Source organism: Paenibacillus sp. AR247, from assembly GCF_002968895.1.
Lineage (GTDB): Bacteria > Bacillota > Bacilli > Paenibacillales > Paenibacillaceae > Paenibacillus_AQ > Paenibacillus_AQ favisporus.
In genome coordinates, this window is sequence record NZ_PCZT01000014.1 from 10,526 (window position 1) to 36,346 (window position 25,821).

Sequence of the window (25,821 nt, forward strand, 5' to 3'; positions counted from 1 at the left end):
ATCCACAAAGGCTCGCTGATTTGGTTCCGAAAGATTTCCGCAGGGGTTGCCTAAAGTCCACAATCGTAGTGCGGGTTACGTGGTTGATGCTGATTTGGCCATTATGAATGCCGTGGTAAGACTTGTAGACTGTCTATCCCATCCGGGTGATGAAAAATTGCTTGCGCCGCTCGTCATGGACGAGATTTACATCCGGCTTCTCCGCAGCCCCATCGGCGTTAACGTTGCCGAGACGGTTTTTGCAGATTCCGGTGTGCAGCGGATTGTGAAAGCAATTGACTGGCTGCAGGCCAACTACTCCCAGCCATTAAAAATCGCAGATTTGGCAGAGATGGTCCATATGAGCGAGTCATCGTTTCGTGAGCATTTTAAGTCGGTTACGGCAATGAGCCCCATACAATACCAGAAAGCTCTGCGCCTTCAGGAAGCAAGACGCCGGATGTTATCCAATAAAATGGATGCGACGACTGCGGCCCGGGCTGTGGGATATGTGAGCGATTCCCAATTCAGCCGGGATTACAGCAGCTTCTTTGGAAGTCCTCCAAGCAGAGATATCGCTAAATGGCGCAAATAAACACAGTATTTGAACTGATCGGGAGGCATCATCGCTTTTTTCCATATATACCCGCGGCCATAAGGCTTAGCGGGTTTTGCCTTTTCTGGAGAGCAGATTTCGTTGAATCAAGCAAAAACTTAAGCGAATAAGGCAAACTTCGGGATGAACAAACTCCTATACTATGGTTAAAGCGAGGTTCAAGAAATCTGTTTAAAAATTTGAGGAGGATTTTACATGCATGTTTTTGTTACGGGAGCTGCCGGCTTCATCGGAGCAGAGGTTGTTCGTAAACTAATAGATGCTAACCATCATGTAGTCGGTCTGGTTCGTTCCAAAGAGGCTGGCAGGAGGCTCACAGCTATAGGTGCAAAGGTGCAAATGGGTTCAATAGAGGATATCGAATGCTTGCATAGAGGAGCTGCAGAGGCAGATGGTGTTATTCACTTGGCCTTTTTCCATAAGTTCTCGCATGCCAGTCTCCGGACACGCCTTCGAATTTTGCTCGGGGGCAATCCCCGCCTTGCGTCTTTGAGGTTCACGAAGGCTGCTGCAGAGGCTGACAGGCGCGCCATTGAGACATTTGGTACTGTGCTTTCGGGCCGCAACTGTCCACTAGTCGTCGCTATTCCAACTATGAGCCTCTCACCCGGTGGACTGGCAACAGAAGAACATGCACCCGATCCTAACTCCTTAGGAAGCGGACGGGTTCCGTCGGAGATCGCTACACTGGCATTGGCAAAACGGGGGGTCCGCTCCTCAGTTATTCGTCTTCCACCGCTTGTACATGATTCTGGCGGTGATAAGAACGGCTTGTTACCGCTTCTGATTCGCACGGCTCGTGATAAAGGCATCTCCGCCTATGTGGGCGAGGGGACCAACCGCTGGCCGGCCGTGCATCGCCTAGATGCGGCTCAATTGTTTAAGCTTGCATTGGAGAAAGCCCCGGCAGGGTCGCGACTCCATGCGGTGAGAGATGAGGGAGTGCCATTTCGAGAAATCGCCGTCACCATCGGCCAACATCTGAACCTCAAGATAGATAGCATTGACGTGGACAAGGCGGGTTCACATTTCGGATGGATAGGAGCCTTTGCGTCGGTGGACAATCCTGTATCAAGCGCATTAACTCAAGAGCGCCTGGGGTGGCGTCCCGTACATCCATCCCTTATTGAGGACATTCATGAGGGGGACTACTTCCACAGATAATTTGATCTTGGCTATTTAATGGAAACATGTCCTAAATGAAGATATTAAGAGGGGACTAATCAATGTAACGAATGTAACGAATAAAGGCATTATTATCAAAAGTGAAAATGATCTAGAGGATGTATACCCGATGCTGATCGGTGGCTTCATACGGGAAACGTTAGTTCATAAAATAAAGGAGCGGTTTGCCGGCGGCAGCCGCTCCTTTTATTTATCAAGCTCACGGGCAGTTTAGCGCAACATTACTTCATACTTCTCGTCATAATATTAGTTCACTAAAATATGCCAAGAAAGGAATAGAATATTATGAAAAATGTTCTCGCAGGAATTTTCGCTGCATTCATTTTATCTATCTCTTCACCTGCATACGCGGCAGATATGCAAATAAAAGTTGAAGGTGTTACTATTGCCTCCGCTGTGAAGCCCGAAATGAAGAACAATCGAACGATGGTGCCTTTGCGTTTTATCAGTGAAAATTTGGGAGCCAAGGTCAACTGGTCGGGTTCGGAAGTTACGCTCGCAAAAAGCGATATGCTGGTAATCTTAAAATTGAAGAGCCATACAGCGATGAAAAATGGTAAACCCGCGCTACTCGATGCAACCCCATATATCAAGAATGATCGCATCATGGTTCCGCTTCGCTTTATTGCAGAAACGTTTAACTGCAGCGTCGGATTCAGAAATTCGACAGTATCTGTTGAACCTGCCCCATTTGTTCTTGACGGAGTGAAAGTCAAAGCATTGCAGTACGAAGTTAACTATACAATGGGCAGCATAGTAAAAGAAATTAATGGGAGTTCCTATATCGAAGCGATTTATCATATTTTTGACAACAAAGGAAGTAAGGCGAATCCCCCTGCTAGTTACACTTCGAGTGTTATAGAACTTACAACGGGGGACTATTACATGAGTGGAAAGTTTGATTTTTTGGATCAAAAAGGGAACAGCTTCAAACAATTTTATCTCTATACTTTATCTCATTCCGAGGGCAACCCCAGTGTGATGTTATATGATGCGACTGAAAAACAATGGTACTCGTTTACCTACCCAGCATTTCAATCGATTGATCAGTTCATTGAAACTGCCGGGAATAACGGTTTTCTGACGACGATCAGTGATACAAATCCATAAGGCAACCAATTAGAGGCAGCATTCTCATAGTTCAGAAAATGGCAGGTTTAAGGAGAAGATACAGAATGGACAGAACAATCCTCGCAATTTCTGGCGGTGGTTTTTCCGAAGAAGATCAGGACTATATTGATGAATACTTATTAAAAATACCTAGAAAGCAAGAACCATTAAAAATTGCATTTATTGCAACAGCCAGTAATGATGCACAAGGTTATATCGATAAGTTTTATAAGGCATTTAAAAATGAACAACCAAACCATCTTACTATAAATGATTTTGACTCACCCAACATTCAAGAAATTGTTAATGATTTAGATATTGTGTATGTAGGCGGCGGGAATACCCAGTATATGCTTGAAATTTGGAAAAAAACACGCTTCGACGTTGTGTTGAGAAATGCTTATCAGAAAGGTGTCGTATTAGCAGGTATAAGTGCAGGGGCCATGTGTTGGTTTGAAACTTGTTTTAGTGAAACAAATGAAGAAGAGTTCGAGGAATTTGAAGGTTTAGGATTGTTAAAAGGCAGTCTTTGTCCGCACTATAATGATAAAGAACGTCGTACTGCATTTGATCATTGGGCTTCTACTCAAAAAAACAGCATGCTCTATACTTTATTGGATAATGAGAATTTACACTTTAAAAATGAAATGTTAGTTGCAAAAATAATTACGTGACGCTCTAAAGATCATTGTGCTTTTTATTATACAAACGTTCCGTATAAGGGGGATGAAATATGCCATTGTGAGGGACTTGAACAGTTTAACCTCACTGTCATCTTAAATAATAACGCGGCAAAGCGGCTTTATGGGACTCTCGGTTTTGTAACTTACGGAACAGAGCAGAATGCCCTAAAGAATGGATATCAATATTGGGATGAAAATTTAATGGTCTTGCGATTGAACTAAAGGGAAAAGGCAGCCAGATGGACGGTATAAAAAATAATGTTTTATCTCTGTTAATAACTTTAGCAAATAGGAAATCGCTTTTTATGCGAATCGATACATGGCTCAATTGCGATATACTGCAACAGATTCGCAGAAGGTGTGGTAATATCCTAATAAGACATACGGCTAACAATAAATACAATAATAATGGCTAGACTGGGGCGAGTGCTCCAGTCTATTTTTTGTTGCGCTCATGGCCATGTAACCCAAAAGCGCGATACGCTGCCTTACATGCAGAAGCAGTGATATTTTGCAAAGTAAACAAGTACAAATTTAGTGAAAATAGTTTAAGATAGGAGTGAAATAATATTTTGTAATTAAGTTATATTTATGAAATTTTATTAGGAGGGTTGTCATGGTAAACCGTGTTTGGCAAACGTATCGCACTGTGCTGTTTTGTAGATTTTTCGCTAATTACTTCGCGCTGATTCTTATCCCAGTCATCGTAGCCGCCGTACTGACCAATTTTTTTGTCGTCCGGTTGATTGAGCATGATGCGGAAAGATTGAACAATACCATCATGCAGCATTTCTCGGAGCAAACCGATGACACATTCGTCACTCTCGAACGTGATATGGTGAACATGCTGTCAACTGCAAGCCTCAAGAACTTTCCCGGAACGTCCGGCGATCCGGCCGAACTCACTCAGCGCTATGAATGGATCCACTCGCTCATGCAACAAATGAATAAACTGGATTCGGAAGATCTGGTGTACAAATCGTTCCTGTACTTTGCGAGCGAAGATCTTGTCATCGACGGCAATACATATAACAACAAAGACGAGTATTTCCGGGAACAGTATCTGATTAAAGATACGGATATACCATCCTACTTTGCCAATTTTACTGGCAAGAAATCGATGGTTTTTACAAAACCGCATACCGTATTTGAAAGGCCGCCGTTCACTCGGGACATCGTCTCAACCCATTCGAACACCGCCATGCTGATGAGCTATCCTTTCAACAATAGCAATCCAGAAGTCTATTTGGTCGTGAATCTTGATCTAGATAAGCTTCGCGAGCGATTGGGCATTCAGGAGAAGTGGGTAACGGATACGATGCTGGTCAACTCGTCCGGCTCCGTCCTGATCTCTAACGGATCGTCCGAGCTACAGCCTGATTCATTTGCAGCGATGATCCGTATGAATCCGGAACAGACTTTATTTTTAAACGAGAATAGGAAAGCGCTATCATTTACCAAATCCCGGTTCAACGATACTTGGTATTACGTAAGCATGATCGATCTGCCCACCCTAATGAAGCCGGCAAGCACGATCCGCACGATGACGTTCGTACTGCTTGGCATGTTTATCATCGTAGGCGGCTTGGTTTCTTATTATTTGAGCCGGAGGTTGTACAACCCGATTCGCGAAATTAAAACGGGGCTGGAATCGCAGCATCCGCATCTGGACGACGCACCCGGCTCCCACAGCGGCAACGAGTTCGATACAATAAAACGGTTTTCGCATTTGCTAATCTCTAAGAACAAAGAGCTGACACAGACCGTAAACGGCATGTTCCCGATCGTCCAGGAGCAATTTATTGTTAGAGTGTTGTTTGGTGAATACCGCGACAGCCTATCGATCGAATTTTGGTGAATACCGCGACAGCCTATCGATCGAATATTACGCAAAAGAAATTGACTTCCCGTACAAACCGGTATCAGCCGCAACTGTCCTCTGCATTGATATCCAATACTATTCGCCATTCGCGGAACAGCTGTCTGAAACGTCCAAATCATTTACGCTGGCGGAGCTGAAGGAGAAAATTCGCAAGCTGTCCCCGGCAATGATTTGGGTATGTCAAACACGTTCCGAACAATTGTCCTGTGTGCTGCATCACGAAGAGAATGGGCTTTGTGCCCCCAAGGAAACAGCGAATGTTATAAAACTGCTCCTGGAGCATCCTTATTACAAGGCTTCCATTGGGATCGGGGAAACAGTCCATTCCGTCGCTGCCCTCCATCAGTCTTACAACCAAGCGCATTCGATGCTCCATTATAAGAGCTTGCACTCTGGTGCGGAAATTTGCAGCGAACAAAGGGTATGGAAGGAGCGATCGTCAGGAGACAGTTTCTTGTCTTCCCAAGAAGTGAACCGGATCTTCAATAGGTACAAAGCTGGCGATTACAAGCACTTGCTTCAGTCCGTGTTCGAATTACTGGATGCCGGGATGCGAAGCAACGCGAACGCACATCAGATGAAGAGCTTAGGCACCGATGTGCTGAATACTTGGGCACGCGCCATCGAAAGTGAGCGAAACGATTTTGACATATCGGCATATTCCGATTTGTTTGCCGCCATCAACTGCTGTGTAACCTGGGAAGAAATGAGGCAAACATTTCGGGAAATACACGGCGTATTGTTCCGGAAGATCGAAGTGCCGGATCGTAAACAACAGTTTGCCGAAATTTTGGACTATATTCGGACCCATTATAACGAAGAACTCTCCATTGAGCATTTCGCGGAGCAAATGAACATGTCCGCCGGGCATTTCAGCCGCATGTTCAAGGAAGAGGTGGGTGAGAAGTATGTGGAATACATCGCCAAGTACAGGATTTCCAAAGCGAAGCAATTTTTGCTCGAAACGGATATGAAGATCGACGATATTGCCGGACAAATTGGCTATTGGGGAAGGAATTCATTCATCCGTAATTTTCGCCGTTACGAAGGAATTACCCCGGCTAAATATCGCACGATCCATCAATCATGAGTCTTCTTTTTTTCGAAGTCTCATTTTTTTCACCTTGCTTATCAAGCGAGTGGCGTTGTCATGCGGTTTGTAAAAAATGGAGACATCCCGAAAACATGGTGCTTTACCCGCGGAGTGCCACCACATATAGTCAGAGCAAAGATTCGGTTGGCGTTCGAACGCCTACCAAAGGAGGTGAAACCGTTGTCATTGGATCGAAGCGACGCCGCGAACGCACAAATACCAGCCCGTGATCAAAGTGGAAGGGGCACTTCTCTCCGATTCAAGCTGAAGAAATACAAAACGTTATATTTGCTGATGCTGCCCGGCATCCTGTATTACATCCTCTTCAAGTACGCACCGATGTACGGGGTGATCATCGCGTTTCAGAATTTCTCGATCGGCCGTGGGATCATGGGCAGCAAGTTTGTCGGCCTGCAGCATTTTATTGATTTTTTCCTCAACACGCCGGATGCCTGGAAGCTGGTCCGGAATACGGTCATGCTCAATGTATACGACCTGATATTTCGTTTTCCGGCACCAATCATCCTTGCCTTGCTGTTCCATGAAATCCGAAGCCGGAAGTTCAAATGGTTCGTGCAGAGCGTCAGCTACATGCCTCACTTTTTATCTACCGTCGTAATCGCCGGCATTATGGTTACCTTTTTGTCGCAGCAGACCGGAATCGTCAATCATATACTCGACTGGCTCGGCTTCGGGCGAATTATGTTTCTCGGCGAGCCAGGTTGGTTCCGTACGATCTACGTAGGCTCGGAAATTTGGCAGACGATCGGCTGGGGCACAATCTTGTACTTGGCGGCTATTGCCGGCGTCGATCCGACGTTGTATGAGGCTGCTAAAATCGATGGCGCCAATCGGTTTCAACAAATGCGTCATGTGACCTTCATCGGCATGATTCCGGTAATGATCGTCCTGTTTGTCCTGACGCTTAGCCACTTTATGGAAACCGGCTTCCAAAAAATTATTTTGTTGTACAATCCGATGACCTATGAAACCGCGGATGTCCTCAACACATACATTTATCGCCGCGGCATCCTATCCGCCGACTTCAGCTTCGCTACGGCTGTCGGTTTGTTCCAGTCGGTTATCGGATTCGTACTAGTCGTCTCAGCGAACCGTGTCGTCAAGAAATTTTCGGACACTAGTCTCTGGTGAAGGAGGCCGAGAAATGAAAATCAAGGAGAGCTTCGGCTCGAAGTTATTTGACGCTGTAAATATCTTCCTCATGTCCATCCTCATTATCGTCATGGTCTATCCACTCGTATATGTGTTTTCCGCTTCCATCAGTGATAACGCCATGGTCATGAGCGGGCGGGTCGTTCTCTGGCCCAAAGCGATCAACTTGATTGCTTATGAACGGCTCCTCGGCAATCCGGATCTATGGATCAGCTATTGGAACACGATTCGCTATACCGCCGTTCAAACCTTCTTATCGCTCGCCGTTACATCTGCCATGGCTTATCCGCTTGCCAAAAAAGGGCTCCCTGGCCGTCCGCTGATCCTGTTCCTGGCGGCCTTCACGCTGATGTTCGGAGGTGGGATGATCCCGACCTTCCTTGTTGTACAGAAACTGGGACTGCTTGATACGATGTGGGCGATCGTGCTGCCGTCGCTAGTCAGCACTTGGTATCTGTTCATCATGCGCACCTTTTTCGAAGGATTGCCGGAAGAGCTTGAAGATGCCGCCACCATTGATGGCTGTGGCACGATGCAGGTGTTCCTAAAGATTGTAATTCCGCTTTCGCTCCCGGTACTCGTCTCCATCGGTTTGTTCACCGCCGTTAATCAATGGAACTCGTTCTTCGATGCGCTGATCTATTTGAACGATCGGAGCATGTACCCTTTGCAAATCATGCTGCGCAACATTATTATCGCCGGCTCGAATGTGCAGGGCGAAGGCAACACGGACTATATAGAGACGCTGAAATACGCCATGATTACGATTGCTACGGTACCGATATTATGCGTGTATCCGTTCATTCAAAAATATTTCGTACAAGGCACCATGATCGGCGGAATCAAAGGGTAGATGCAGATTCCACCGGAACTTATTCCTATATATCCGATGTCAATATAAGGAGGGTATAAACAAGTGAGTAAAAGAATGATGGCCATCATCCTTTCTGCCGTTATGCTGAGCGTTCTGACCGCCGGCTGCAGTGGAAAAGGCGGGAAGCAAGAAGGGGCAAATGGAGGAGGGACAGACTCGCAAAAGCCAATTTCGTTCTCTTGGCTGGTTTACGATCGCCCGGAAGGAAAGGTAAAGAATGATTGGGAGATTTTCAAGGAAATCGAAGCGAAAACGGGCGTCAAAGTGGATTGGCAGGTCGTCAGCCAAGAAGGCCTGACAGAGAAGCGGCAGATAATGATCGCTACCAACACGGTCACTGATTTTAGCCAGCCGACAAATCAAGAGGCCAGGGAGAACGGGCCGGAGAACGTGTTCCTGAATTTGAACGATTATTTGGATATCGCACCCAATCTCAAAAAGTTTTACGAGACTTATCCCGAAGCGAAGGCTGTGGCAACTGGAGCGGATGGCGGTATCTACGACGTTCCTGTACTCGAAGGTGACCCTGCGGGGAAAGGCTTCAATTATATTTGGATGGCGCGCAAAGATTTGATGGATAAATACAACTTGAAAGCCCCGACAAATATTAATGAATTTTATCAATTCCTGAAAGACTTGAAGGCTAAAGAGCCGGACAGCTACCCGCTCAGCTTCAATACTCCGGTCACGGCGGATACCGGAATGTATACCGTATTCGGAAAGATTTTCACGGGTATTACAGGCTTTTTCAATCAAAGTCCGACGGAAGATAAGTACGAGTTCGCGCCGTACAATAGCGGATATAAAGATGCACTTGTATTTATGAATAAGCTGTATACGGAACAACTGCTCGACCCCGAATTTTATTTGTTGACTCCGGATCAGTGGGAAGAACGGTTCTTAAAAGGGAGTCTTCCGTAACCTACTACTGGAAGGCGGAAGTGAACCCGACGATCGACAAAGCGAAGCAAGCCGGCACGTCGGATTACGATCTGGATGCGCTTCCCGAGTTTGCCGCAGACGGCGTAAAGACCTACCAGTTTTCCCGTCCGGTCGTAGGATCGGTGGGGCGGGCCATTTCGGCGAAAGTCAAAGATAAGGAAAGAGCAGTCAAATTTCTTGATTATCTAGTGAGTGAAGAGGGCACCAATTATTTGTCGCTCGGTATTGAAGGCAAATCGTATACCCTTGAGGACGGGAAGCCGGTCTACATGAAAGAGTTCGGAGCTAGCCCCTATGTGCCGCTGCGCCGCGATTTCGGCGTATGGTACGACAACATTTCGCTGAACAACGCATTGGCACGTCAAACGTGGGAGAGAGGTCTCGACGACAAAAGCAAAGCGATCAACAGCAGCTATGAAAAGTTCATCATTCCCGCGCCTAAGGCACTCGTGAAGACTACGGAAGAGCTCGATCTGGAAAAATCAAAGCTGACCCCGCTCACCAAGTTTCTGGAGCAGAAAATTACCGAATTCGTCACAGGCAAGACACCGATTACCGACGCGAACTACCAGCAGTTCTTGGATCAATTGAAGAAACTCGGCTCCGATGAACTGTTGGATATGTACAATACGGCATATCAGCGCACGTATGGTTCTAAGTAAGCGGTAAGATTCAAGTCAAAGGAGGGCATGAAATGCGATCCGCATCGTTTATCGTTGATGCTGACATCCACAATGCGATCGACAAACTGCAGGACTTGCTGCCTTATTTACCGAAAGTATGGCACCAACAATGGCTCGAAAGTGGTATCGGTGTGCACGGGCAGTATTATTCGCCCGTAGGTGTATTGCGTCAGGATGCAAAGCCCGACAATGGCGCCACGCCCGGAAGCGATCCGCAGTTTGTCCTGCAGCATTATATGGAACCGTTCGGAATCGATTACGGCATACTAACGGTGGGGGAGAACAGGGCCTTTCTCTTCACGCCGATCCGGACTATGCGAATGCCGTAGCTGCCGCCTTCAACGATTGGCTGGCGGATCATTGGCTTAGCGTCAGCCCAAAATTCAAAGGCTCCATTCAGATTAACCATTCCGATCCGGCCGAAGCCGTCAAAGAGATCGACAGGATGGGGCCGCATCCGGGCATGGTGCAGGTCGTTATGGGAAGCGGAGCGCGTATGCCGTACGGCAACCGCTTTTACCATCCGATCTATGAAGCAGCAGAACGGAATGGACTGCCGGTCGCCATTCATCCTGGCACGGAAGGGAAGGGGATATCCGGCGCCCCGACACCGGCCGGGTACCCGACCCGGTATATGGAATGGCACAATATTCTACCTGCGAATTTTATGACTCATATCAATAGCCTGGTATGCGAAGGGGTGTTCGAAAAATATCCGAAGCTTAAATTTGTAGCGATCGAAGGCGGTATAGCCTGGCTGCCCCATTTGATGTGGCGCATGGACAAAAAACTATAAAGCGCTGCGCGATACCACGCCATGGCTCAAGCGTCTACCATCGGAGTATATTGTGGAGCATGTGCGGGTAACAACGCAACCGATCGAAGAACCGAAGCAGCCGGAACATCTGCTGCAAATCTTTCAGATGATGCATGCTGAACAGATCGCCATGTTCTCATCCGACTACCCGCATTGGGACTTCGACAATCCGAAAGTCGTGCTGAGAAACCTTCCTCAGAAGTTGAAAGAGCGTATTCTAGGGGATAACGCGGCAGAACTGTACGGCTTCCCGATCCCGGAGGGGCCTAAGGAGGCGGGTCCCGCATGAGAGTGAAAGTGGCGGAGCCAGATGCGATCAGCGACGGCGGCAAACTTATCGTAAAAGTGAAAGAGATGGAAATCGGCCTGTTTCGGATCGAAGGTAAATACTATGCGTGGCGTAACGTTTGCCCGCATGCGGCGGCGCCGGTATGCGCGGGGGCGATTCGAGGGACCCGGCTTCCTTCCGATGTTTACGATTATTGTTACGGATTGGAGGATCGAGTGCTGCGATGCCCATGGCACGGCTGGGAATTCGACCTGAAGAGCGGTCATCACCTGGCTCCAGGCAGCGACGCGAAGCTGCGTGGTTATCCGGTGGAAACCGACGATACCGGGGTATATGTTGTGTTACGTAAGAGGAATTGAAGCTTGGTTTGCGGCTAAGGATATGATTCCTTAGCCGTTTTTTTCAAGAACAAACAGCTGCGTCACTGCGGCTTTTTCCTTTAACAATATAAGTACTTGTCAGCAGGAATACATAAGAACGAATCGAAGCAATAGATGATCGCCAATCAAATGGAAAGAGGTAAACTGGATGAGAGCATTTATTATTACAGGTACGTCTCGTGGTTTGGGTTATGAGATCTGTAAACAGCTTATTAACCGTAATCATCTTATCTTCGCAGTTGCAAGGAACCATAATGACTCTCTAATCGAATTTGCAGCTCAACACGGTTGTAAATTGCATTTTCTTAAATATGATCTACAAAACATAGATGGCATATCAGAATTAATTAGAGGAATAATGGAACGAGTTCATGACGAAATAGAGTCGATTACATTGATTAATAACGCAGCTCAGGTAACACCTTTAGGGAATATAGACGATTGTAGACCTGAAGATGCAGTAAAAAGTATACAAACAAACTTGTTAGCGCCGATCTTGTTAACCCAGTCTTTAATAAACCAAACGGATGAGAGGAATGTCCATCGAATCATTGTAAATATATCCTCTGGTTCCGCTAAAGATGCGACAGCCGGCATGAGCGTGTACTGTGCTTCAAAGGCAGCTTTGAATATGTTCACGTCCTGCATACAATTGGAGGATCATAAATCGTTAACCGTATACAAAGTAGATCCAGGTATGGTCGATACCGATATGCAGGAGGTGGCACGGAACCAAGAAGGACTAGCAGTTTCGAATTTTTTTAAGGAGGCCAAAGAAACAGGTGCTTTGAAATCTGCGGAAGATGCTGCCAAAAAAATTGTTAGGAGGGTTTTAGCTTCGCAATCTTAAAACAAATATTGATGATACATATTAAGCTAAGGACAGTTAGAAACAATGGGGGATGAAAATGGCTAAATAAGTAAGCATTGAAGAATATAAATCAGAGTGGTTACAACAGTTCGAGCAGGAAAGGGAAAGGTTACGAACAGCTTTCGAGGACAACGCCGTTGCCATTGAACATATCGGGAGTACTTCCATCATGGGGCTACCATCGAAACCAATAATAGATATTGCTGTTGGAGTTGCTAGTTTAAGCGAAATGGACTCATTAATTGAACCCTTACTAGCCAAGAGTGAAGACACGATTGACTAACGGGAGACGAAAACACAACTATAAAACGACGGTAGCCGGCCTAGATGATCGGCTGCCGTCGTTCTGCTAACGGGGAGGCTAGTGTTATAACTTAATAATTTTAATCAGGTTTTGGCAAAAACTCCTTAACACAGGTTTAAAAGTTAATTTGGCTGGCGGTACCCCATATTGTAAATAAGTCATCGCTTTGCGTACGTTTTTCGCGTTTTGTTGGCGGTTCTGCTAAAAAAGAGTGATAATGTAATTTACTGAATGCGCTGGCCGATCAACTTACTGTGTACGCAACAACCTTCACAACGTAGCGCCTAACAATTCCTCGCTTTTCGCCCAAAGCCGCTCGGCTTTGTCAGCATCGAGCGCATATGACCTGACGCCGTCGGCAAACGGGTTGGGTGTGTCATCGATCGGCGCGACGGTGCAATCTTCGAGATAGCGTCCGCCGATTTCGCTTTGTCAGCCACGACTGCGGCCCAGACCGACGTTGCGGCTGCCTGTGCGATTTCTTTAAGCTCCGCTGGCGGAAGACTAGCTTCGGCACGAGCTTTGCCAACGTTCTCGAAAAGACCCTGCAGGCCTTCCTGCGAGAAATGGCGCGGGAGATCGGTAAGACTATTCCCGGGCATCACCGAGGCAGCTCGAATTCCACGATTACGATGTCGCTTATCGAATTCGACTGCAAAGAGAGAAGTGGCCGTTTTCGATCGGCCATAGGCGACAAATCGGTCGTATTCCTGTTGCTCAAAATTCGGATCGTCCAGGTCAACATCAGCGGCGCGATGAGCTTGGGACGACAGCACCACCAAGCGCCCGTTATCGACGAGCAGCGGCTCGATTCGATTGATTAAAGCGAAATGACCAAGATAGTTCGTCCCGAACTGGACTTCGAAGCCGTCGACCGTTCGACCAAACGGGGTTGCCATGACGCCAGCGTTGGCGATGATGGCGTCGAACCGCTTGCCGTTGGCCAACAGTTTATCTGCGCAGGCACGAACGCTTTGCAAGGATGCGAGATCGAGCTCGATCAGCTCTAGACTGCCTTCTCCTTGAGCCGCAGCTTTAAGGACTGATGCAGTGGCCGCCTCGGCTTTGGCCAGGTTCCTGACCGCGCCGACGACGGTGGCGCCGTGAGAGACCAGTGAGCGGGCGGTTTCGAGGCCAATGCCGGATGATGCCCCCGTAATGAGAAATCGTTTTCCCTTGAGATCAACCCCGGAAAGCACCTGATCGGCAGTTGATTTTGCACTGAATTTATTGGTCATATATTTATCTCCTTTAATTTTAGATTCCGCCGGCTATATTGATGGTCTCACCGGTTATGTACCCTCCATGTGATCCGGCGAGAAAGCAGACAGCCTCTGCCACCTCTTCAAGGGTTGCAAAGCGGCGGATCGGATGCATGTCCAGGAAGGCTTCAAGGGGTGGAAGATGATCAGCCACGTCCTTGTTCATGTCCGTGGGCATGGCCCCAGGCTGAACGACATTTACAGTGATATTACGGGGGCCGAGGTCACGTGCGACGCCCCTCGCATATCCGGCGAGCGCCACCTTCGTACCTGCATAATCGGCGACTCCTCTAAGGGGAACGCGTTCGCCGAGCAGAGAGCCGATAAAAATAATACGGCCTCCGTCCGTTAGTTTGGGTGCGGCCGCGCGGGTATTGGCGATCGATCCCATGACATTGACTTGCCACTGCCGATTGTATTTTTCTTCGTCCAAGCCGGTATCATCTACCATCTGGCCTTGGATCGCGATGCCGGCGTTGTTCACGAGGATGTCGAGCTTGCCGAATTCGGCAATCACCGAGTTAATTAGGGGCTTGGCGGAAGTAAGGTCCGCTTGGTCGCTTTTGATTGCCAATGCATGAACACCCTTGGCCTTCAGCTTCTCCACAACAGCCTCCGCTTTTTCGGAAGAGGCCGCGTAGCTGATTGCAACATCCGCTCCTTGATCGGCAAACGTTTCAGCCATAGTGGCGCCAAGGCCTCGTGAGCCGCCCGTAATGAGGACGACCTTACCTTTCAAGGATTTATGCATGAAAAGAACCTCCTCTAATCATTTCTGTATAAAATGAACCGCTTTCTACGTCGCTGGACACTATCGCCCCCGGGATTGGCGAAATAACATAACGATCGTTACGTTAAATTATGTTATACAGTTTGGTACGTACTGTCAATATCATAACGATCATTACGTTAAATTTTATTTTATAATATGGTGCTCACTGTCAATCGGCCAGTTGCAGGGATGCCAGGTTGCGCTAAGGTAGGATGATGCGTCGCCATCTGGCAAGAGGGCAGCAGCATGTGCGGGTCTGGCGTCTGATATGTGACACGAGATCTCGAATAGCTATTCCCCCAATAGTGCGCTGTTCTTTGACCGATAGATTGGCAGAATTCCGTAACGTGTGTTATGATAACGTACAGTATGAAATTGGATATGAAACTTTTTGAATATCGACTGTAACAAAAAAAGAGGTGATCTGACTGATGGGACGTAACCGCGAATTCGATGTGGATCAAGCACTTGATGCGGCGCTTTGCGTGTTTTGGCGTAAAGGATATGAGGGCGTATCGTACACCGACCTGACGCAGGCCACAGGTGTCGAACGACCCGCGCTCTACTCGGCATTTGGCAATAAGGAAGCGTTATTCCGCCGAGTTTTGGCGCGCTATTACGAGCATTACTTGGATTTCTTCCCGGCGGCGCTGGAACTGCCAACCTCGCGGGAGGTGGTCGCACACATCCTCCGCAGCGCGGCCGAACTGCATACTCGTTACCCGGATCGCAGGGGGTGTCTAGGTGTCCACGGAGCCTTGGCTGGCTCGGACGATGCCGAACCTATTCGACGTGCCCTGATCGATGCGCGTGCGGAAGGAGAGGCATCGCTGCGTGATCGCTTAGAACGGGCAAAGCAGGAGGGGGATCTGCCGGAGACTGCTAACGCTGCCGCGCTAGCTGCATTCGTGCTGGCGGTGCTCCACGGTATGGCTGTTCAAGCCAAGGCCGGCTTCAGTCGCGACATGCTAGAGGCGATTGCTGAGCAAGCACTCTCCACCTGGCCTACCGGCAATTCTACACTTTCCGGAAAGTCATCCTAAACTTTAGTACAGAAGAATATAGTTATTCAAAAACGCAAACCTGGCAGTCAAGTTTTTCGGTCGATCCGTGAAGGGTTTGTGTTTTATCCAAAGAAGCCACTCCTTTGTCAGGAGTGGCTTTTGTTTATATGCTGGTGTAGCTCAAAATGCACAACGGCAGCCGGCCAAGATGCGCGGCTGCCGTTATTTTAACTAAAGGGCAGGATAGTTTAATGTGGTATCGAAATAGGTTTTTTCATTAAGATACATATTATCGGGAGCGCAGGGAGCGGTAAATCGTTTATTTCAGAGAAATTAAGTAAAAAACTTAATATTCCTCATTATGATTTAGATAATATCTTCTGTGTCCTAATGGGAAACGCTAGCTCAATAAACACGCTTGAAGGCAGCCGACCCCAAAGCCGGGTGCTTTTTTCATTAAGCTAACGGGCAGGACGTATCGTTAAAACAATAAAAGCCCTAAGCGTACAACCTTCCTTATGGACATTCGTGTATAGCACTGCTATAATGGAACTATGAAAACATATGACAAAATATTGGCAGCTGCTCTTAAGGTACTCGAAGAGGAGGGCGGAGCCCAATTTTCGACGCGAGCCGTAACTGCGATCGCACAGGTTACAGCTCCTACGCTCTACCATCATTTCGGCAGTGCCGATGGACTCCTGAGTGCAGCTATAGTGGAAGCGTTCAAACAGTTATTTAAAAGCAAGATTGCCGCTGTGGAGTCCGCCATTCCAGAGATGGCTCTTCGTCAAGGATGGGATGACTATGTCCGCTTCGCGGCAGCCCGTCCTCGGATTTATGCGGCGATGATGGGGCGCTTGCTCGAGGGAGCCCATATCGAGGCGGCAGATCAGTCGTACCAAGCATTGGTGCAAAATATTCAGAGAGTCGCCGACGAAGGCAAACTGGCAGTGTCAGTCCAGGCTGCGGCAGATCTGGTCTGGGCTTCTGCGAATACGGCCTCTTGGCTGTATGTGACGGCCCAGGTTCGTAAGACACCCCCACCCCAGCCCGACGTCGTTGATCTCATTCGGGAAAGCGTAATGCAGATCATTTTGATCCAAAGGCCGGAAGCCGATTCAAAATGAGGAATTCGATGACAGAGCCTGGCGACCCCAGGCAAAGCCCTAATTTAGAGACGCATAAAAAAGATCGCCTATCCAACCTGGACCTCCAGGAGGATGGCGATCTTTTTTATGTTTGGAGGATGCGAGCATCGTTCTCTTGGATTCCTGTTGTGTGACAGGTGAAATGTGGTATGCCGAGTGCATCACCAACGCCCGTCAAAGCAATGTTCAGACCACAGAACAACACTTCGAAAAAAATATAGCGCCGCTATAGACAGTTTTGTATAGCGGTGCTATAATACCCGTATAACAGTGCTATACCGTGATCCACATCTTATCAAACCTAGGAGGGTTACTATGCCATCTAAAACTCAAGAACTGGTCGTCGTCACAGGTACGTCCAGCGGAATCGGCAGGGCTACTGCGGAGCAGCTCGCCGCTGAAGGATTTCATGTTTTGGCGGGGGTTCGTCGTCAGGAAGACGCCGACAAAATCAAACGCAAAAATATCGAACCGGTGATCGTCGATGTTACCAATATCAACACCCTAAAGGCGCTGGCCGAACGGGTGGAGCAAGATCCGTTTGGTCGCCCTTTGCGGGCCGTGGTCAACAATGCCGGCATCGCCGTTAATGCCCCTCTCGAGATGGTTCCGCTGGATGAATTTCGCCGCCAGATCGAAGTCAGCGTGATTGGACAGGTCGCAGTTATTCAGACGCTTACCCCGGCCTTGCTGAACAGCGGCGGGCGCGTGGTCAATATCGGTTCGCTTGGGGGCAAGGTCTCCATGCCCGGTTTCGGAATTTATTCAGCTGCAAAGTATGCTATGGAAGCGATCAATGACAGTCTTCGCAGGGAGATGTCCTCGTTTGGCCTCAAGGTCATCATGATCACGCCGGGTGGTGTCAGCACGGGACTGTCGGAACAAGGGATTACGACAGCGGAGCGGCTGGCCAAATTGATGACGCCGGACCAGCACCGACGCCATGATCGTCTTTTTAATGCCGTGAAGGCTCAGGCTGAAACATGGGCAACGGACGGTATTGGCCCCGAGAAAGTGGCGGCAGTGGTTTCACGAGCCATCCACGTAAGTAAGCCGCGCACCCGCTATACGGTCGGTCGCGATTCGGCGCTGCTGACCCGACTAGTCCGAATTCTCCCGGACAAACTCCTCGATCGGATGCTCCGCAGCCAGATGAAGCTGCAGTAACGGATATTTTTACGAATGCCCCATTACAAAACAGGAGAATGAATAATGTCACAACAACAGGTTGAACATGCCATTATTGTAGGTGGATCTTTAGGTGGTCTAATGATGGGGCTTGCGTTATCTCGTTCTGGTTATACAGTGACCATTCTTGAACGTGCAGATTCATCATTAAGAAATGGTGCTTTTATTCGTTTACACACAAAGCCCTATCGTAACAGTGAAATTGAACGTGAATTAAGACACTTGGCATCCAATGGTAACAACAATGTTGAAGCCTGGTCAGCCATTCAAGAACGTTTGCGCAGCGCGGTCGCTAAAGAACCTGGCATTACCCTTCAGCACCATACACGAATTGTTAGTGTTGGGCAAAATGAATCATCTGCTTGGGCTACCAGTGAAGAGGAGCAGACGTTTAAAGGAGACTTTTTAATTGGCGCAGATGGATATCGCAGTATTGTCCGCCGTTATTTAAGCCCTGACAAACCATTTGCAGATTATGCTGGCTATCTGGCTTGGGTAGGGAAAGTGGATGAACATTTGCTGCCAAAGAAAGACTGGAAAAAACGGCAGCTTTCGAGCGCTTATTTCAACGATAGTGCCGCCGGTAAATTGACAACTGCGGTGATGCCAGGGAAAGAGGGGGGAACCCATCTTGGCCAGCGATGGATAGGTTTTTGCTGGTTTGATCATTCGCATAATCCATTGCTGTCTGAATTAGGCGTGTTAAAAGACGGGATTGCCCAGCATTCCTTATACGGTGAAGCTATTCCGGATTCGCTACTGGAAGAACTATCACAAACCAGCCAAGCCCATTGGAGCAAAGAAGATGATGCCATTTTGCAAATCGCGATTAAGGACCGCAGCTTAATTGGGGCACCTGTTAATGAATATTTCCCTAATATATTGTCAAAGGAAGAATAGCCATGGTGATCGGCGACGCAGCTCATACCATGTCACCAATGACGGGCGCAGGCTTTAATGACACACTTGATGATACGGTTGCCATTATGGACGCCATTAAAAAGTTTCCGAATTCGATAATCAAGGCTTTGAGTGAATATCAAACACGCCGTTTAGATGTGGTTCATCAAGATGTTCTTGCGGGCCAAGGCTTTAATCGTACTTTTGGACGCTTATAACAGCATGAAAATAAGCCATTGATACACTGGAATTTCAAGCATAAACGGGGAATTTGCCCATTTGAGAAAACGGTAATGCAGAAACTGCGAAGTATTTATAAATTAGGAGGAATTAGCATGAACGATACGAAGAACGGTTACGTTACTGTACTCTGGGAAGCGAGAGCTAAGGCAGGGAAGGAAGCCGAGATGAAGGCATTTATGACTGCCGCTGTCACCCCATCGCGCAACGACCTGGGTAACATTGACTACGAGGCTCACGAGGTAGAAGGCCAGCCCGGCACATTCATCATCTACGAGCGCTGGGAAAACCGGGATGCTCTCGAGCGGCACCTGAACGCCCCCCGGATGCAGGAGCTGGTGCCCCAGCTCTTAGAACTGATGGAGGGATCTATTGAGGAAGGGATTCGACTCCTGCAGCCGTTCCGCCCAGCGCAGTAAGATGCAACACCGAGGAGTTAAAGACTTTAGTGGAGGAGGCAAAACGTTGGCAACGATCGATGATTTTGCAGCACTAGATATTCGTGTCGGAACGATTAAGGAAGCGGAGTTTTTTGAAGAAGCAAAGGTCCCTGCGATAAAGCTTAAGATTGATTTTGGACCGGAGATCGGGATGAAATCCTCAAGTGCACAAATAACTAAGCGATACAAGGTTGAGGAAATTGTAGGGAAGCAAATTATAGGAATCGTCAATTTTCCTCCTCGGCGCATTGCGGGATTCAAATCGGAAGTATTAGTGTTGGGAGGAGTCCCAGAAAAAGGAGATGTTATTCTATTAAAGCCGGATACTGAAATGCCTAATGGTACGCCTATTGCGTAAAAATAAGGATCGCCTAAAGGAATTTAAATTTTAAAAAGCGTTAGCTTTAGGAGGTATACATGGATCTTAAATTAGACAACAAAGTAGCTGTCGTTACCGGAGCAAGTAAAGGAATTGGACTTGCAATCGTTCGGAAATTTATCGAGGAAGGGGCAAGTGTCGTCGCGGTAAGTCGGACTTTAACGGATGAATTGGCTGATCTTGTTGAAAAAAATCAGTCAAACATCTACCTATTGATGTCAATATGGAACGCAATACCGTTGAACTTTCTAAAAAACTCGGTGGAGTGTTCGGCGGAGTCGACATTTTAATCAATAGTATCGGGGCGGTTGACAAGAGAAGAGGAGAAGGTTTTTTGGCTACGCCAAATGAAGAATGGGAACAACTTTATGATTTAAACCTGTTTAGCGTTGTTCGTTTTACTCAAGCAGCATTACCGCATATCCTAAAGAACAATGAGGGTGCAATTGTAAATATCTCTTCAGTAAATGCACAAATGCCCGAATTGTTATTGCCTATTTATGGCACCACCAAAGCGGCACTTAATAATTTGACGAAAATGCTGGCTGGTGAGTTTGGACCTCGTCATATTAGAGTGAACTCGATCTCACCTGGACCGGTAGTAACCCCTTTGTGGCAAGACCCTGAAAACGGAATGGCCAAAACAATCGGTTCAGTTGCAGCGATGGATTCCGAAAAAGTTTTTGAAGAGCTGCCTAAAATGGCTGGTATAACATTGGGGAAATTTGCAGAAGCCGAAGATATTGCGAACCTTGCAGTGTTCCTTGCTTCGGAGCGAGCTTCAATGATTACCGGAGCGGATTATGTTATTGATGGAAATATGATTAAAACGATTTAAACCGAATTGGACGAAAAATAGGTACTGTGTATTCAAGCCATATAAACAATGAGGAACGAACAATATTTACCCTTTGTGGATCAACACAAAGAAAGGACAGGCGCGCCGCCTGTCCTTTTTTAATTGATATGAGGATAAACGCGTGATAAATTTACGGTTCGATCAAAGGTTATAGACCGACTCTCAAGGCGCCCCGCATCTTGACGAATATTTGCTTCAGGTACTTTATTCGACCGCGCCGCCTGTACGCGGCACCAATTATTCCCCTATTACGGGTGCTATACCCGCAGCAACGACCACTAAAACTTCTCGCGCCATGTCTTCCGCCGATCGATATTCCGGATGCCTGCTCCACTCCAGGGCTGATCCAAATATGCCCCAGCTTGCAACCCGGGCGGCAGTCTCCACCGTCTCTCGTGAAACGGATGGTTCCGATTGTTCACTTAACCAGGTGAATAATAGGTCATACAGCTCCTTTTGCATCGCGACTTCAAACAAAGGTTCATACTGGCGATCAGCTAAAGTCATATACGGACGAGTACAGAAAAGAAAATCAAAAACGATTAAAATAAGCGTTCGCAGGCTCCCTATATCGGATAAAGCAGCATTAGGCAGCTCATCCTTCAGCTTCTCTAGAAATTTTTCCCGCATCCAGCTCTCAAGAAATGCGAATTTGTCTTCAAAATGCGCATAGAACGTAGAGCGATTTACGGTCGCGTAAGCCGTAATATCTTGTACGGTAATAGAAGTGACATTCCTCTTCTGCTCAAGCAATTCCATAAAAGCTTGCATCAATAGTTGGCGCGTCCGTTTCACACGGGGATCGTTTGTGTTAGTCAGCATGTTATGATCCACCCTCTCTCTCAGGATATATTGGTTATCATGCGTTTAGAAAAGCTAAAGGACAAATAAGTACGTGTGTTGGATAACCCACAAAAACGGTTTTTTACTGGTTGTATAAGCCAAACCGCTTAGATAAGATTAGCACAGACAGTGTTGTTTTTACTACACTGTTGGGTCAATCATAGGTTCAAAGTAAAGGACCTTTATCCAACATTTGACCGTTAGTATAGCACATAAACCAAGGGAGGACGATGGAGATGGAAAACAATACAGGAAGTAAATACGCAGGCAAGAATGTAGTGATCACAGGAGGCAGCAGCGGGATCGGCCTCGTAACAGCACAGCTGCTGGCGGATGAAGGAGCGCGTGTTCTGATCACTGGTCGTAACCAGGCTAAGCTTGATACAGCTCGTGAAAAAATTGGCAGCAACGCGGTCGCAGTGCTTAGCGACGCCGCGTCTTTAACGGATATCGATGAATTGGCTGAACGGGTAAAGGCTGAGTTTGGAACGATCGATGCCTTGTTCATAAACGCCGGCATCACGCACTTTATCCCCTTCGAGTCGGTGACCGAGGAAGTGTACGACGAGTTATTTACAATCAACACCAAAGGCCCGTACTTCACCGTGCAGAGACTGACCCCGTTGCTAAACGCAGGAAGCAGCGTGGTGTTCACCACCTCGATCGCGAACGCAGTGGGTATCCCGATGCTTAATGCGTATGGGGCCACTAAAGCAGCGCTGCGCTCCATGACGCGCAGTCTGGCCCGTGAGCTGTTGCCGAAGCAGATTCGCGTCAACGCGGTCAGCCCCGGCCCCATCGACACCGGCATCATGGAGAAGTCGATGCCGAAGGAAGCTGCAGAACAGACCAAGGCACAGATGAGTCAGCAGATCCCCATGCTGCGTTTCGGTGACCCCAGCGAGGTTGCCAAAGCAGCCGCATTCCTTGCGTTCGACGCGACTTACACAACCGGAGCTGAAATTCCCGTGGACGGAGGCGGCTCTCAGATCTAAGTTCATGTCCAAGCTCGCAGCTGGATAAACATGTTGTACCTGATCAGAGCATGCCACTAGTTTTTGGATTGAACAGAGGAAGGAAGAAACCACATGACAACACCATGGACAGAAGACCACATGCCAGATCAGACCGGTCGAGTGGCCATTGTAACCGGATCAAACAGCGGGATTGGTTGGGAAGCAGCACGGGTGCTAGCCACCAAAGGGGCGACGGTCATTATGGCCTGCCGCAGTATCGCTAACGCCAACACGGCCGCTGACCAGATTAAAGCACTTAAGCCGTCGGGCAAGGTCGTAGTCATGAAGCTCGATTTGGGTGATCTGGAGTCCGTCCACGCTTTTGCGGCGGCCTTTCGCCAGCACTACGATCGGCTGGATCTCCTGATCAACAACGCCGGCGTGGCGAAGCCGCCTTACGGGAAGACAGCGCAGGGCTTCGAGCAGCAGTTTGGGATCAATCACCTGGGGCACTTTGCGCTGACCGGTTTGATGCTGGATGTGCTCGACGCGACGCCGGGCGCACGCATTGTGACCGTAAGCAGTTTGTCGCATCGCTCGGGAGTGATTCGCTTTGATGATCTGAACTGGGAGCGGAATTACCATCCAGCGCGCGCCTATGCTCAGAGCAAGCTGGCGAATCTGCTGTTCACCTATGAGTTGCAGCGCAGGCTTGTTGCAGCAGGCCAATCAACACTGGCGGTAGCTTCGCATCCGGGCTGGTCAGCGACCAATGCGCTCCGGCATTCCAGCATGATGCGGAGCCTGAATCCGTTTTTCGCGCAGCCCCCGAAAATGGGTGTTTTGCCGACCCTTTATGCAGCCACTGCGCCAGGCGTCCGAGGTGGAGATTACTACGGGCCAACGAGTCTCGAATTGCGCGGCTACCCCAAGAAGGTCGTTTCGAGTGCGAGCTCGCATGACGAAGCCCTTGCGCGGCGGTTGTGGACGGTTTCCGAGGAGCTGACACAAGTGAAGTATACACTTATGTAAAAACACGATTTGCTAAAACAAACGGGAGGGGATATCCAATTGGAGAATTTAGATACGTCAAGCAAAGATGTGAACAATCAGACGTCCAGCCCTGCTACTATGCGGGCGATCCGCCTCCACGACTACGGCGAACCGGCTGATGTCCTGCGCATGGAACAGGTCGAGATCCCTTCCCCAGGCCCGGGACGCATTCGTGTAACGGTGCGAGCTTGCGGACTGAATCCGGTCGACTGGGTCTTGTGCAAAGGGTTATATCCTGGTAAGCTGCCCCGCGGTATCGGGCTGGAAGTGTCCGGGATTGTGGAAGCGGTCGGTGAGGGGTCACCGATGTCGTTATCGGTGACGCCGTCCTGGGCTCCGCCGACTTTGTCGGCGCCCCAAGCGCAGGCGCAGCGGATCGGGCGATCATGGACCATTGGATCCGCATCCCTGCAGGACTCGGGTTCGTGCAAGCAGCGGCGCTTCCAATGGCGGTCACCATTGCATACAACCACCTTAAAGCACTTGGTGTTAAGTCGGGCCACACCCTGCTGGTGCACGGAGCAGGCACAATGATGGGCTTCGCTGCCGTTCAGATCGCCCTCATGGAGGGCGCTAACGTGATCGCTACCGCCGGTGACACTTACGCCGACCGGCTCCGTTCGATGGGAGCGACGGTGACCTCGTACGGTGACGGAATGGTCGAGCGGGTAACCGAGCTCGCCAAACAGCCGGTGGACCTGGTTCTGGACACTGCTCCGGTCAGCGGCATATTGCCCGACCTTATCCGGATCGCCGGTGGTGATCCCCGCCGTGTTCTAACCATCAGCGACTTCGGCGCAGCTGCCAAACTCGGCGTCCGCGCCAGCAGCGGAGAAGACCAGACCTTACGCTACGATGTTCTCGACGAGTTCACCCAGTATGCTGCAGACGGCAAGTTCACCGTTCCGGTCGCCCAGACTTTCGCCCTTGAGGACTGGCGTAGAGCACTCGACATCAGCCAGAGCGGACATGCCCGTGGCAAACTGATCCTCCTGCCTGCCGGCGACTGATGTAGAGAAGATCGGGACCACTCCTCTGGTTCGGTTTATCGAATTCATGATTGATGGATATCGTCGGTGTGCAAATGTGCTGATGATATATGAGGAGGTCTCGTTTGTAACCTGGTATCTGCAAGAACCTAGTCTGTGTGTAGGAATTGGCCGGGCGTGTGGTAGAGGGGCGGGAAGCTCACTGGCACCGAGGACTAGGCGAATGATATGGCGAATAATGAACCGGATGGCCTTATTGGGGCTTTCCGGTTTTTTTGCGGTAAAGTTAGCATGCGGGAAGTACCGCAGCCTTATTCAGGATTGTTGCTATAATTAAGAAAATAAGCATGGGTGGGAGACAACTAATGGATCATAAAATTCCTTTGTTTATCGTAACAGGTGCAAGTGGGTCAGGGAAAACATATGTCATTAAGGAGCTACGGAGAATGATACCTGACTTTGATATTTTTGACCCTGATGATCTCGTTGAATTTCTTGGGCATGATTGGGAGAAAATTCGAAATATTTGGCTTCGGGTTGCACGAAATATCGCTCAAAGTGGACGCATGACTATCATATGCGGAACCATGATGCCTTGGGATATTGAAAAATGTGCGGACTATCCTTTTTTTAAGCATGTATATTATCTGAACCTACATTGTGATGAAGAAACTCGCGAGAAACGTCTACGTGAAAGGAATTGGTCAGAGGAAGAGATCCAAACCCACAAAAACTTTGCTAAACGATTGCTTGAAATTGCTGATGAGGTCTATGTCCCACCTATGCCTACTATTGATACAACGGATACGGATGTATCCGAAGTTGCTTCTCGGATAAAAGAGTGGGTTCTCCAATATGCTTGAAGTACGGGTCACGATAGTGGGTAGGTTTGCAGAGGTGTGAC

At 48.4% G+C, this 25,821-nt stretch carries 33 protein-coding genes and 2 pseudogenes; 32 read left to right on the forward strand and 3 right to left on the reverse strand.

What is annotated here, in order from left to right:
- Positions 1–103: 103 nt before the first annotated feature.
- From CPT76_RS24510 to CPT76_RS42290, 17 genes and pseudogenes are all read left to right on the forward strand, one after another.
- A complete protein-coding gene (locus CPT76_RS24510) occupies positions 104–574 on the forward strand; it encodes an AraC family transcriptional regulator (RefSeq protein WP_258168773.1) in 471 nt (156 codons plus the stop codon).
- Positions 575–790: 216 nt separating this feature from the next.
- Positions 791–1,759, forward strand: a complete 969-nt coding sequence (locus tag CPT76_RS24515; protein ID WP_105444786.1) for an SDR family oxidoreductase — start codon at positions 791–793, stop codon at positions 1,757–1,759.
- A gap of 306 nt (positions 1,760–2,065) precedes the next feature.
- Positions 2,066–2,890, forward strand: a complete 825-nt coding sequence (locus CPT76_RS24520; protein ID WP_105444787.1) for a copper amine oxidase N-terminal domain-containing protein — start codon at positions 2,066–2,068, stop codon at positions 2,888–2,890.
- 65 nt (positions 2,891–2,955) lie between these two features.
- Positions 2,956–3,564, forward strand: coding sequence for a Type 1 glutamine amidotransferase-like domain-containing protein (locus tag CPT76_RS24525; RefSeq protein ID WP_105444788.1), 609 nt, complete (start codon positions 2,956–2,958; stop codon positions 3,562–3,564).
- Positions 3,565–4,189: 625 nt separating this feature from the next.
- Positions 4,190–5,431: a hypothetical protein gene (locus CPT76_RS40410; RefSeq protein WP_258168767.1), complete on the forward strand. Its 1,242-nt coding sequence runs from the start codon at positions 4,190–4,192 to the stop codon at positions 5,429–5,431.
- Positions 5,394–5,771, forward strand: a pseudogene (locus tag CPT76_RS40415) (helix-turn-helix domain-containing protein); the annotation flags it as partial. The gene CPT76_RS40410 and the pseudogene CPT76_RS40415, both read left to right, overlap by 38 nt.
- A 138-nt stretch (positions 5,772–5,909) precedes the next feature.
- Positions 5,910–6,545, forward strand: coding sequence for a helix-turn-helix transcriptional regulator (locus tag CPT76_RS40420; protein WP_258168774.1), 636 nt, complete (start codon positions 5,910–5,912; stop codon positions 6,543–6,545).
- Between the two features lie 297 nt (positions 6,546–6,842).
- Entirely contained in the window at positions 6,843–7,700 is an 858-nt protein-coding gene (locus CPT76_RS24535) for an ABC transporter permease (protein WP_084204339.1), read from the forward strand.
- A 13-nt stretch (positions 7,701–7,713) separates the two neighbouring features.
- Positions 7,714–8,574: a carbohydrate ABC transporter permease gene (locus tag CPT76_RS24540; RefSeq protein WP_105444789.1), complete on the forward strand. Its 861-nt coding sequence runs from the start codon at positions 7,714–7,716 to the stop codon at positions 8,572–8,574.
- Between the two features lie 63 nt (positions 8,575–8,637).
- Complete coding sequence (locus CPT76_RS40425; protein WP_258168768.1) at positions 8,638–9,516, forward strand: extracellular solute-binding protein; 879 nt, start codon at positions 8,638–8,640, stop codon at positions 9,514–9,516.
- Between the two features lie 20 nt (positions 9,517–9,536).
- A complete protein-coding gene (locus tag CPT76_RS40430) occupies positions 9,537–10,199 on the forward strand; it encodes a type 2 periplasmic-binding domain-containing protein (RefSeq protein ID WP_258168769.1) in 663 nt (220 codons plus the stop codon).
- A gap of 32 nt (positions 10,200–10,231) precedes the next feature.
- The gene (locus CPT76_RS41630; protein WP_308737663.1) at positions 10,232–10,549 is read left to right on the forward strand and encodes a hypothetical protein; all 318 of its coding nucleotides are present in this window, start codon (positions 10,232–10,234) and stop codon (positions 10,547–10,549) included.
- A 20-nt stretch (positions 10,550–10,569) separates the two neighbouring features.
- Positions 10,570–11,016: an amidohydrolase family protein gene (locus CPT76_RS41635; RefSeq protein WP_308737662.1), complete on the forward strand. Its 447-nt coding sequence runs from the start codon at positions 10,570–10,572 to the stop codon at positions 11,014–11,016.
- Positions 11,017–11,065: 49 nt separating this feature from the next.
- The gene (locus CPT76_RS41640; protein WP_374954731.1) at positions 11,066–11,326 is read left to right on the forward strand and encodes an amidohydrolase family protein; all 261 of its coding nucleotides are present in this window, start codon (positions 11,066–11,068) and stop codon (positions 11,324–11,326) included.
- Complete coding sequence (locus tag CPT76_RS24555) at positions 11,323–11,685, forward strand: Rieske (2Fe-2S) protein (protein ID WP_105444790.1); 363 nt, start codon at positions 11,323–11,325, stop codon at positions 11,683–11,685. The genes CPT76_RS41640 and CPT76_RS24555 overlap by 4 nt, the downstream gene beginning before the upstream one ends.
- Before the next feature lie 169 nt (positions 11,686–11,854).
- The gene (locus CPT76_RS24560) at positions 11,855–12,556 is read left to right on the forward strand and encodes an SDR family NAD(P)-dependent oxidoreductase (protein ID WP_105444791.1); all 702 of its coding nucleotides are present in this window, start codon (positions 11,855–11,857) and stop codon (positions 12,554–12,556) included.
- 76 nt (positions 12,557–12,632) lie between these two features.
- Complete coding sequence (locus CPT76_RS42290; protein WP_105444792.1) at positions 12,633–12,860, forward strand: GrpB family protein; 228 nt, start codon at positions 12,633–12,635, stop codon at positions 12,858–12,860.
- Between the two features lie 305 nt (positions 12,861–13,165).
- Here the strand turns inward: CPT76_RS42290 and CPT76_RS24570 are convergent, their stop codons facing one another.
- Positions 13,166–14,119 carry an SDR family NAD(P)-dependent oxidoreductase gene (locus CPT76_RS24570; protein ID WP_219845464.1) on the reverse strand — a complete coding sequence of 318 codons (954 nt, stop codon included), beginning with the start codon at positions 14,117–14,119 and terminating at the stop codon, positions 13,166–13,168.
- A gap of 19 nt (positions 14,120–14,138) precedes the next feature.
- Positions 14,139–14,894, reverse strand: a complete 756-nt coding sequence (locus tag CPT76_RS24575) for an SDR family NAD(P)-dependent oxidoreductase (protein WP_105444793.1) — start codon at positions 14,892–14,894, stop codon at positions 14,139–14,141.
- Positions 14,895–15,346: 452 nt separating this feature from the next.
- On the opposite strand from CPT76_RS24575, the gene CPT76_RS24580 reads away from it, so the two are divergent.
- The 10 genes and pseudogenes from CPT76_RS24580 (at position 15,347) to CPT76_RS24620 (ending at position 21,055) form a co-directional block, all read left to right on the forward strand.
- The gene (locus CPT76_RS24580; protein ID WP_105444794.1) at positions 15,347–15,958 is read left to right on the forward strand and encodes a TetR/AcrR family transcriptional regulator; all 612 of its coding nucleotides are present in this window, start codon (positions 15,347–15,349) and stop codon (positions 15,956–15,958) included.
- 515 nt (positions 15,959–16,473) lie between these two features.
- A pseudogene (locus CPT76_RS40440) lies at positions 16,474–16,620 on the forward strand (TetR/AcrR family transcriptional regulator); the annotation flags it as partial.
- Between the two features lie 15 nt (positions 16,621–16,635).
- The gene (locus tag CPT76_RS24585; RefSeq protein ID WP_258168775.1) at positions 16,636–17,049 is read left to right on the forward strand and encodes a TetR-like C-terminal domain-containing protein; all 414 of its coding nucleotides are present in this window, start codon (positions 16,636–16,638) and stop codon (positions 17,047–17,049) included.
- A gap of 336 nt (positions 17,050–17,385) precedes the next feature.
- Positions 17,386–18,237 carry an SDR family NAD(P)-dependent oxidoreductase gene (locus tag CPT76_RS24590; protein WP_105444796.1) on the forward strand — a complete coding sequence of 284 codons (852 nt, stop codon included), beginning with the start codon at positions 17,386–17,388 and terminating at the stop codon, positions 18,235–18,237.
- 45 nt (positions 18,238–18,282) lie between these two features.
- Entirely contained in the window at positions 18,283–19,158 is an 876-nt protein-coding gene (locus CPT76_RS24595; protein WP_105444797.1) for an FAD-dependent monooxygenase, read from the forward strand.
- Positions 19,159–19,160: 2 nt separating this feature from the next.
- Complete coding sequence (locus tag CPT76_RS24600) at positions 19,161–19,376, forward strand: FAD-dependent monooxygenase (RefSeq protein WP_105444798.1); 216 nt, start codon at positions 19,161–19,163, stop codon at positions 19,374–19,376.
- A 117-nt stretch (positions 19,377–19,493) separates the two neighbouring features.
- Positions 19,494–19,817, forward strand: coding sequence for a putative quinol monooxygenase (locus tag CPT76_RS24605; RefSeq protein ID WP_105444799.1), 324 nt, complete (start codon positions 19,494–19,496; stop codon positions 19,815–19,817).
- A 46-nt stretch (positions 19,818–19,863) separates the two neighbouring features.
- The gene (csaA, locus tag CPT76_RS24610; RefSeq protein WP_089548916.1) at positions 19,864–20,196 is read left to right on the forward strand and encodes a chaperone CsaA; all 333 of its coding nucleotides are present in this window, start codon (positions 19,864–19,866) and stop codon (positions 20,194–20,196) included.
- 59 nt (positions 20,197–20,255) lie between these two features.
- Positions 20,256–20,507, forward strand: coding sequence for an SDR family NAD(P)-dependent oxidoreductase (locus CPT76_RS24615; protein ID WP_105444800.1), 252 nt, complete (start codon positions 20,256–20,258; stop codon positions 20,505–20,507).
- Entirely contained in the window at positions 20,441–21,055 is a 615-nt protein-coding gene (locus CPT76_RS24620) for an SDR family NAD(P)-dependent oxidoreductase (RefSeq protein WP_105444801.1), read from the forward strand. Before CPT76_RS24615 ends, CPT76_RS24620 begins: the two co-directional genes overlap by 67 nt.
- A 258-nt stretch (positions 21,056–21,313) precedes the next feature.
- Here CPT76_RS24620 and CPT76_RS24625 read toward each other — a convergent pair whose 3' ends face one another.
- Positions 21,314–21,898 (reverse strand): TetR/AcrR family transcriptional regulator, encoded by a 585-nt coding sequence (locus CPT76_RS24625; RefSeq protein WP_105444802.1) that lies wholly within the window; start codon positions 21,896–21,898, stop codon positions 21,314–21,316.
- Between the two features lie 257 nt (positions 21,899–22,155).
- Here CPT76_RS24625 and CPT76_RS24630 point away from each other — a divergent pair, with 257 nt between their 5' ends.
- The 5 genes from CPT76_RS24630 (at position 22,156) to CPT76_RS24645 (ending at position 25,780) form a co-directional block, all read left to right on the forward strand.
- Positions 22,156–22,914, forward strand: coding sequence for a glucose 1-dehydrogenase (locus CPT76_RS24630; RefSeq protein WP_105444803.1), 759 nt, complete (start codon positions 22,156–22,158; stop codon positions 22,912–22,914).
- 93 nt (positions 22,915–23,007) lie between these two features.
- Complete coding sequence (locus CPT76_RS24635; RefSeq protein WP_105444804.1) at positions 23,008–23,907, forward strand: oxidoreductase; 900 nt, start codon at positions 23,008–23,010, stop codon at positions 23,905–23,907.
- 39 nt (positions 23,908–23,946) lie between these two features.
- Positions 23,947–24,462, forward strand: a complete 516-nt coding sequence (locus CPT76_RS40445; protein WP_258168770.1) for an alcohol dehydrogenase catalytic domain-containing protein — start codon at positions 23,947–23,949, stop codon at positions 24,460–24,462.
- Positions 24,459–24,938, forward strand: coding sequence for a zinc-binding dehydrogenase (locus CPT76_RS40450; protein WP_258168771.1), 480 nt, complete (start codon positions 24,459–24,461; stop codon positions 24,936–24,938). The genes CPT76_RS40445 and CPT76_RS40450 overlap by 4 nt, the downstream gene beginning before the upstream one ends.
- Before the next feature lie 344 nt (positions 24,939–25,282).
- Positions 25,283–25,780 (forward strand): AAA family ATPase, encoded by a 498-nt coding sequence (locus CPT76_RS24645; protein WP_105444805.1) that lies wholly within the window; start codon positions 25,283–25,285, stop codon positions 25,778–25,780.
- Positions 25,781–25,821: the final 41 nt, after the last annotated feature.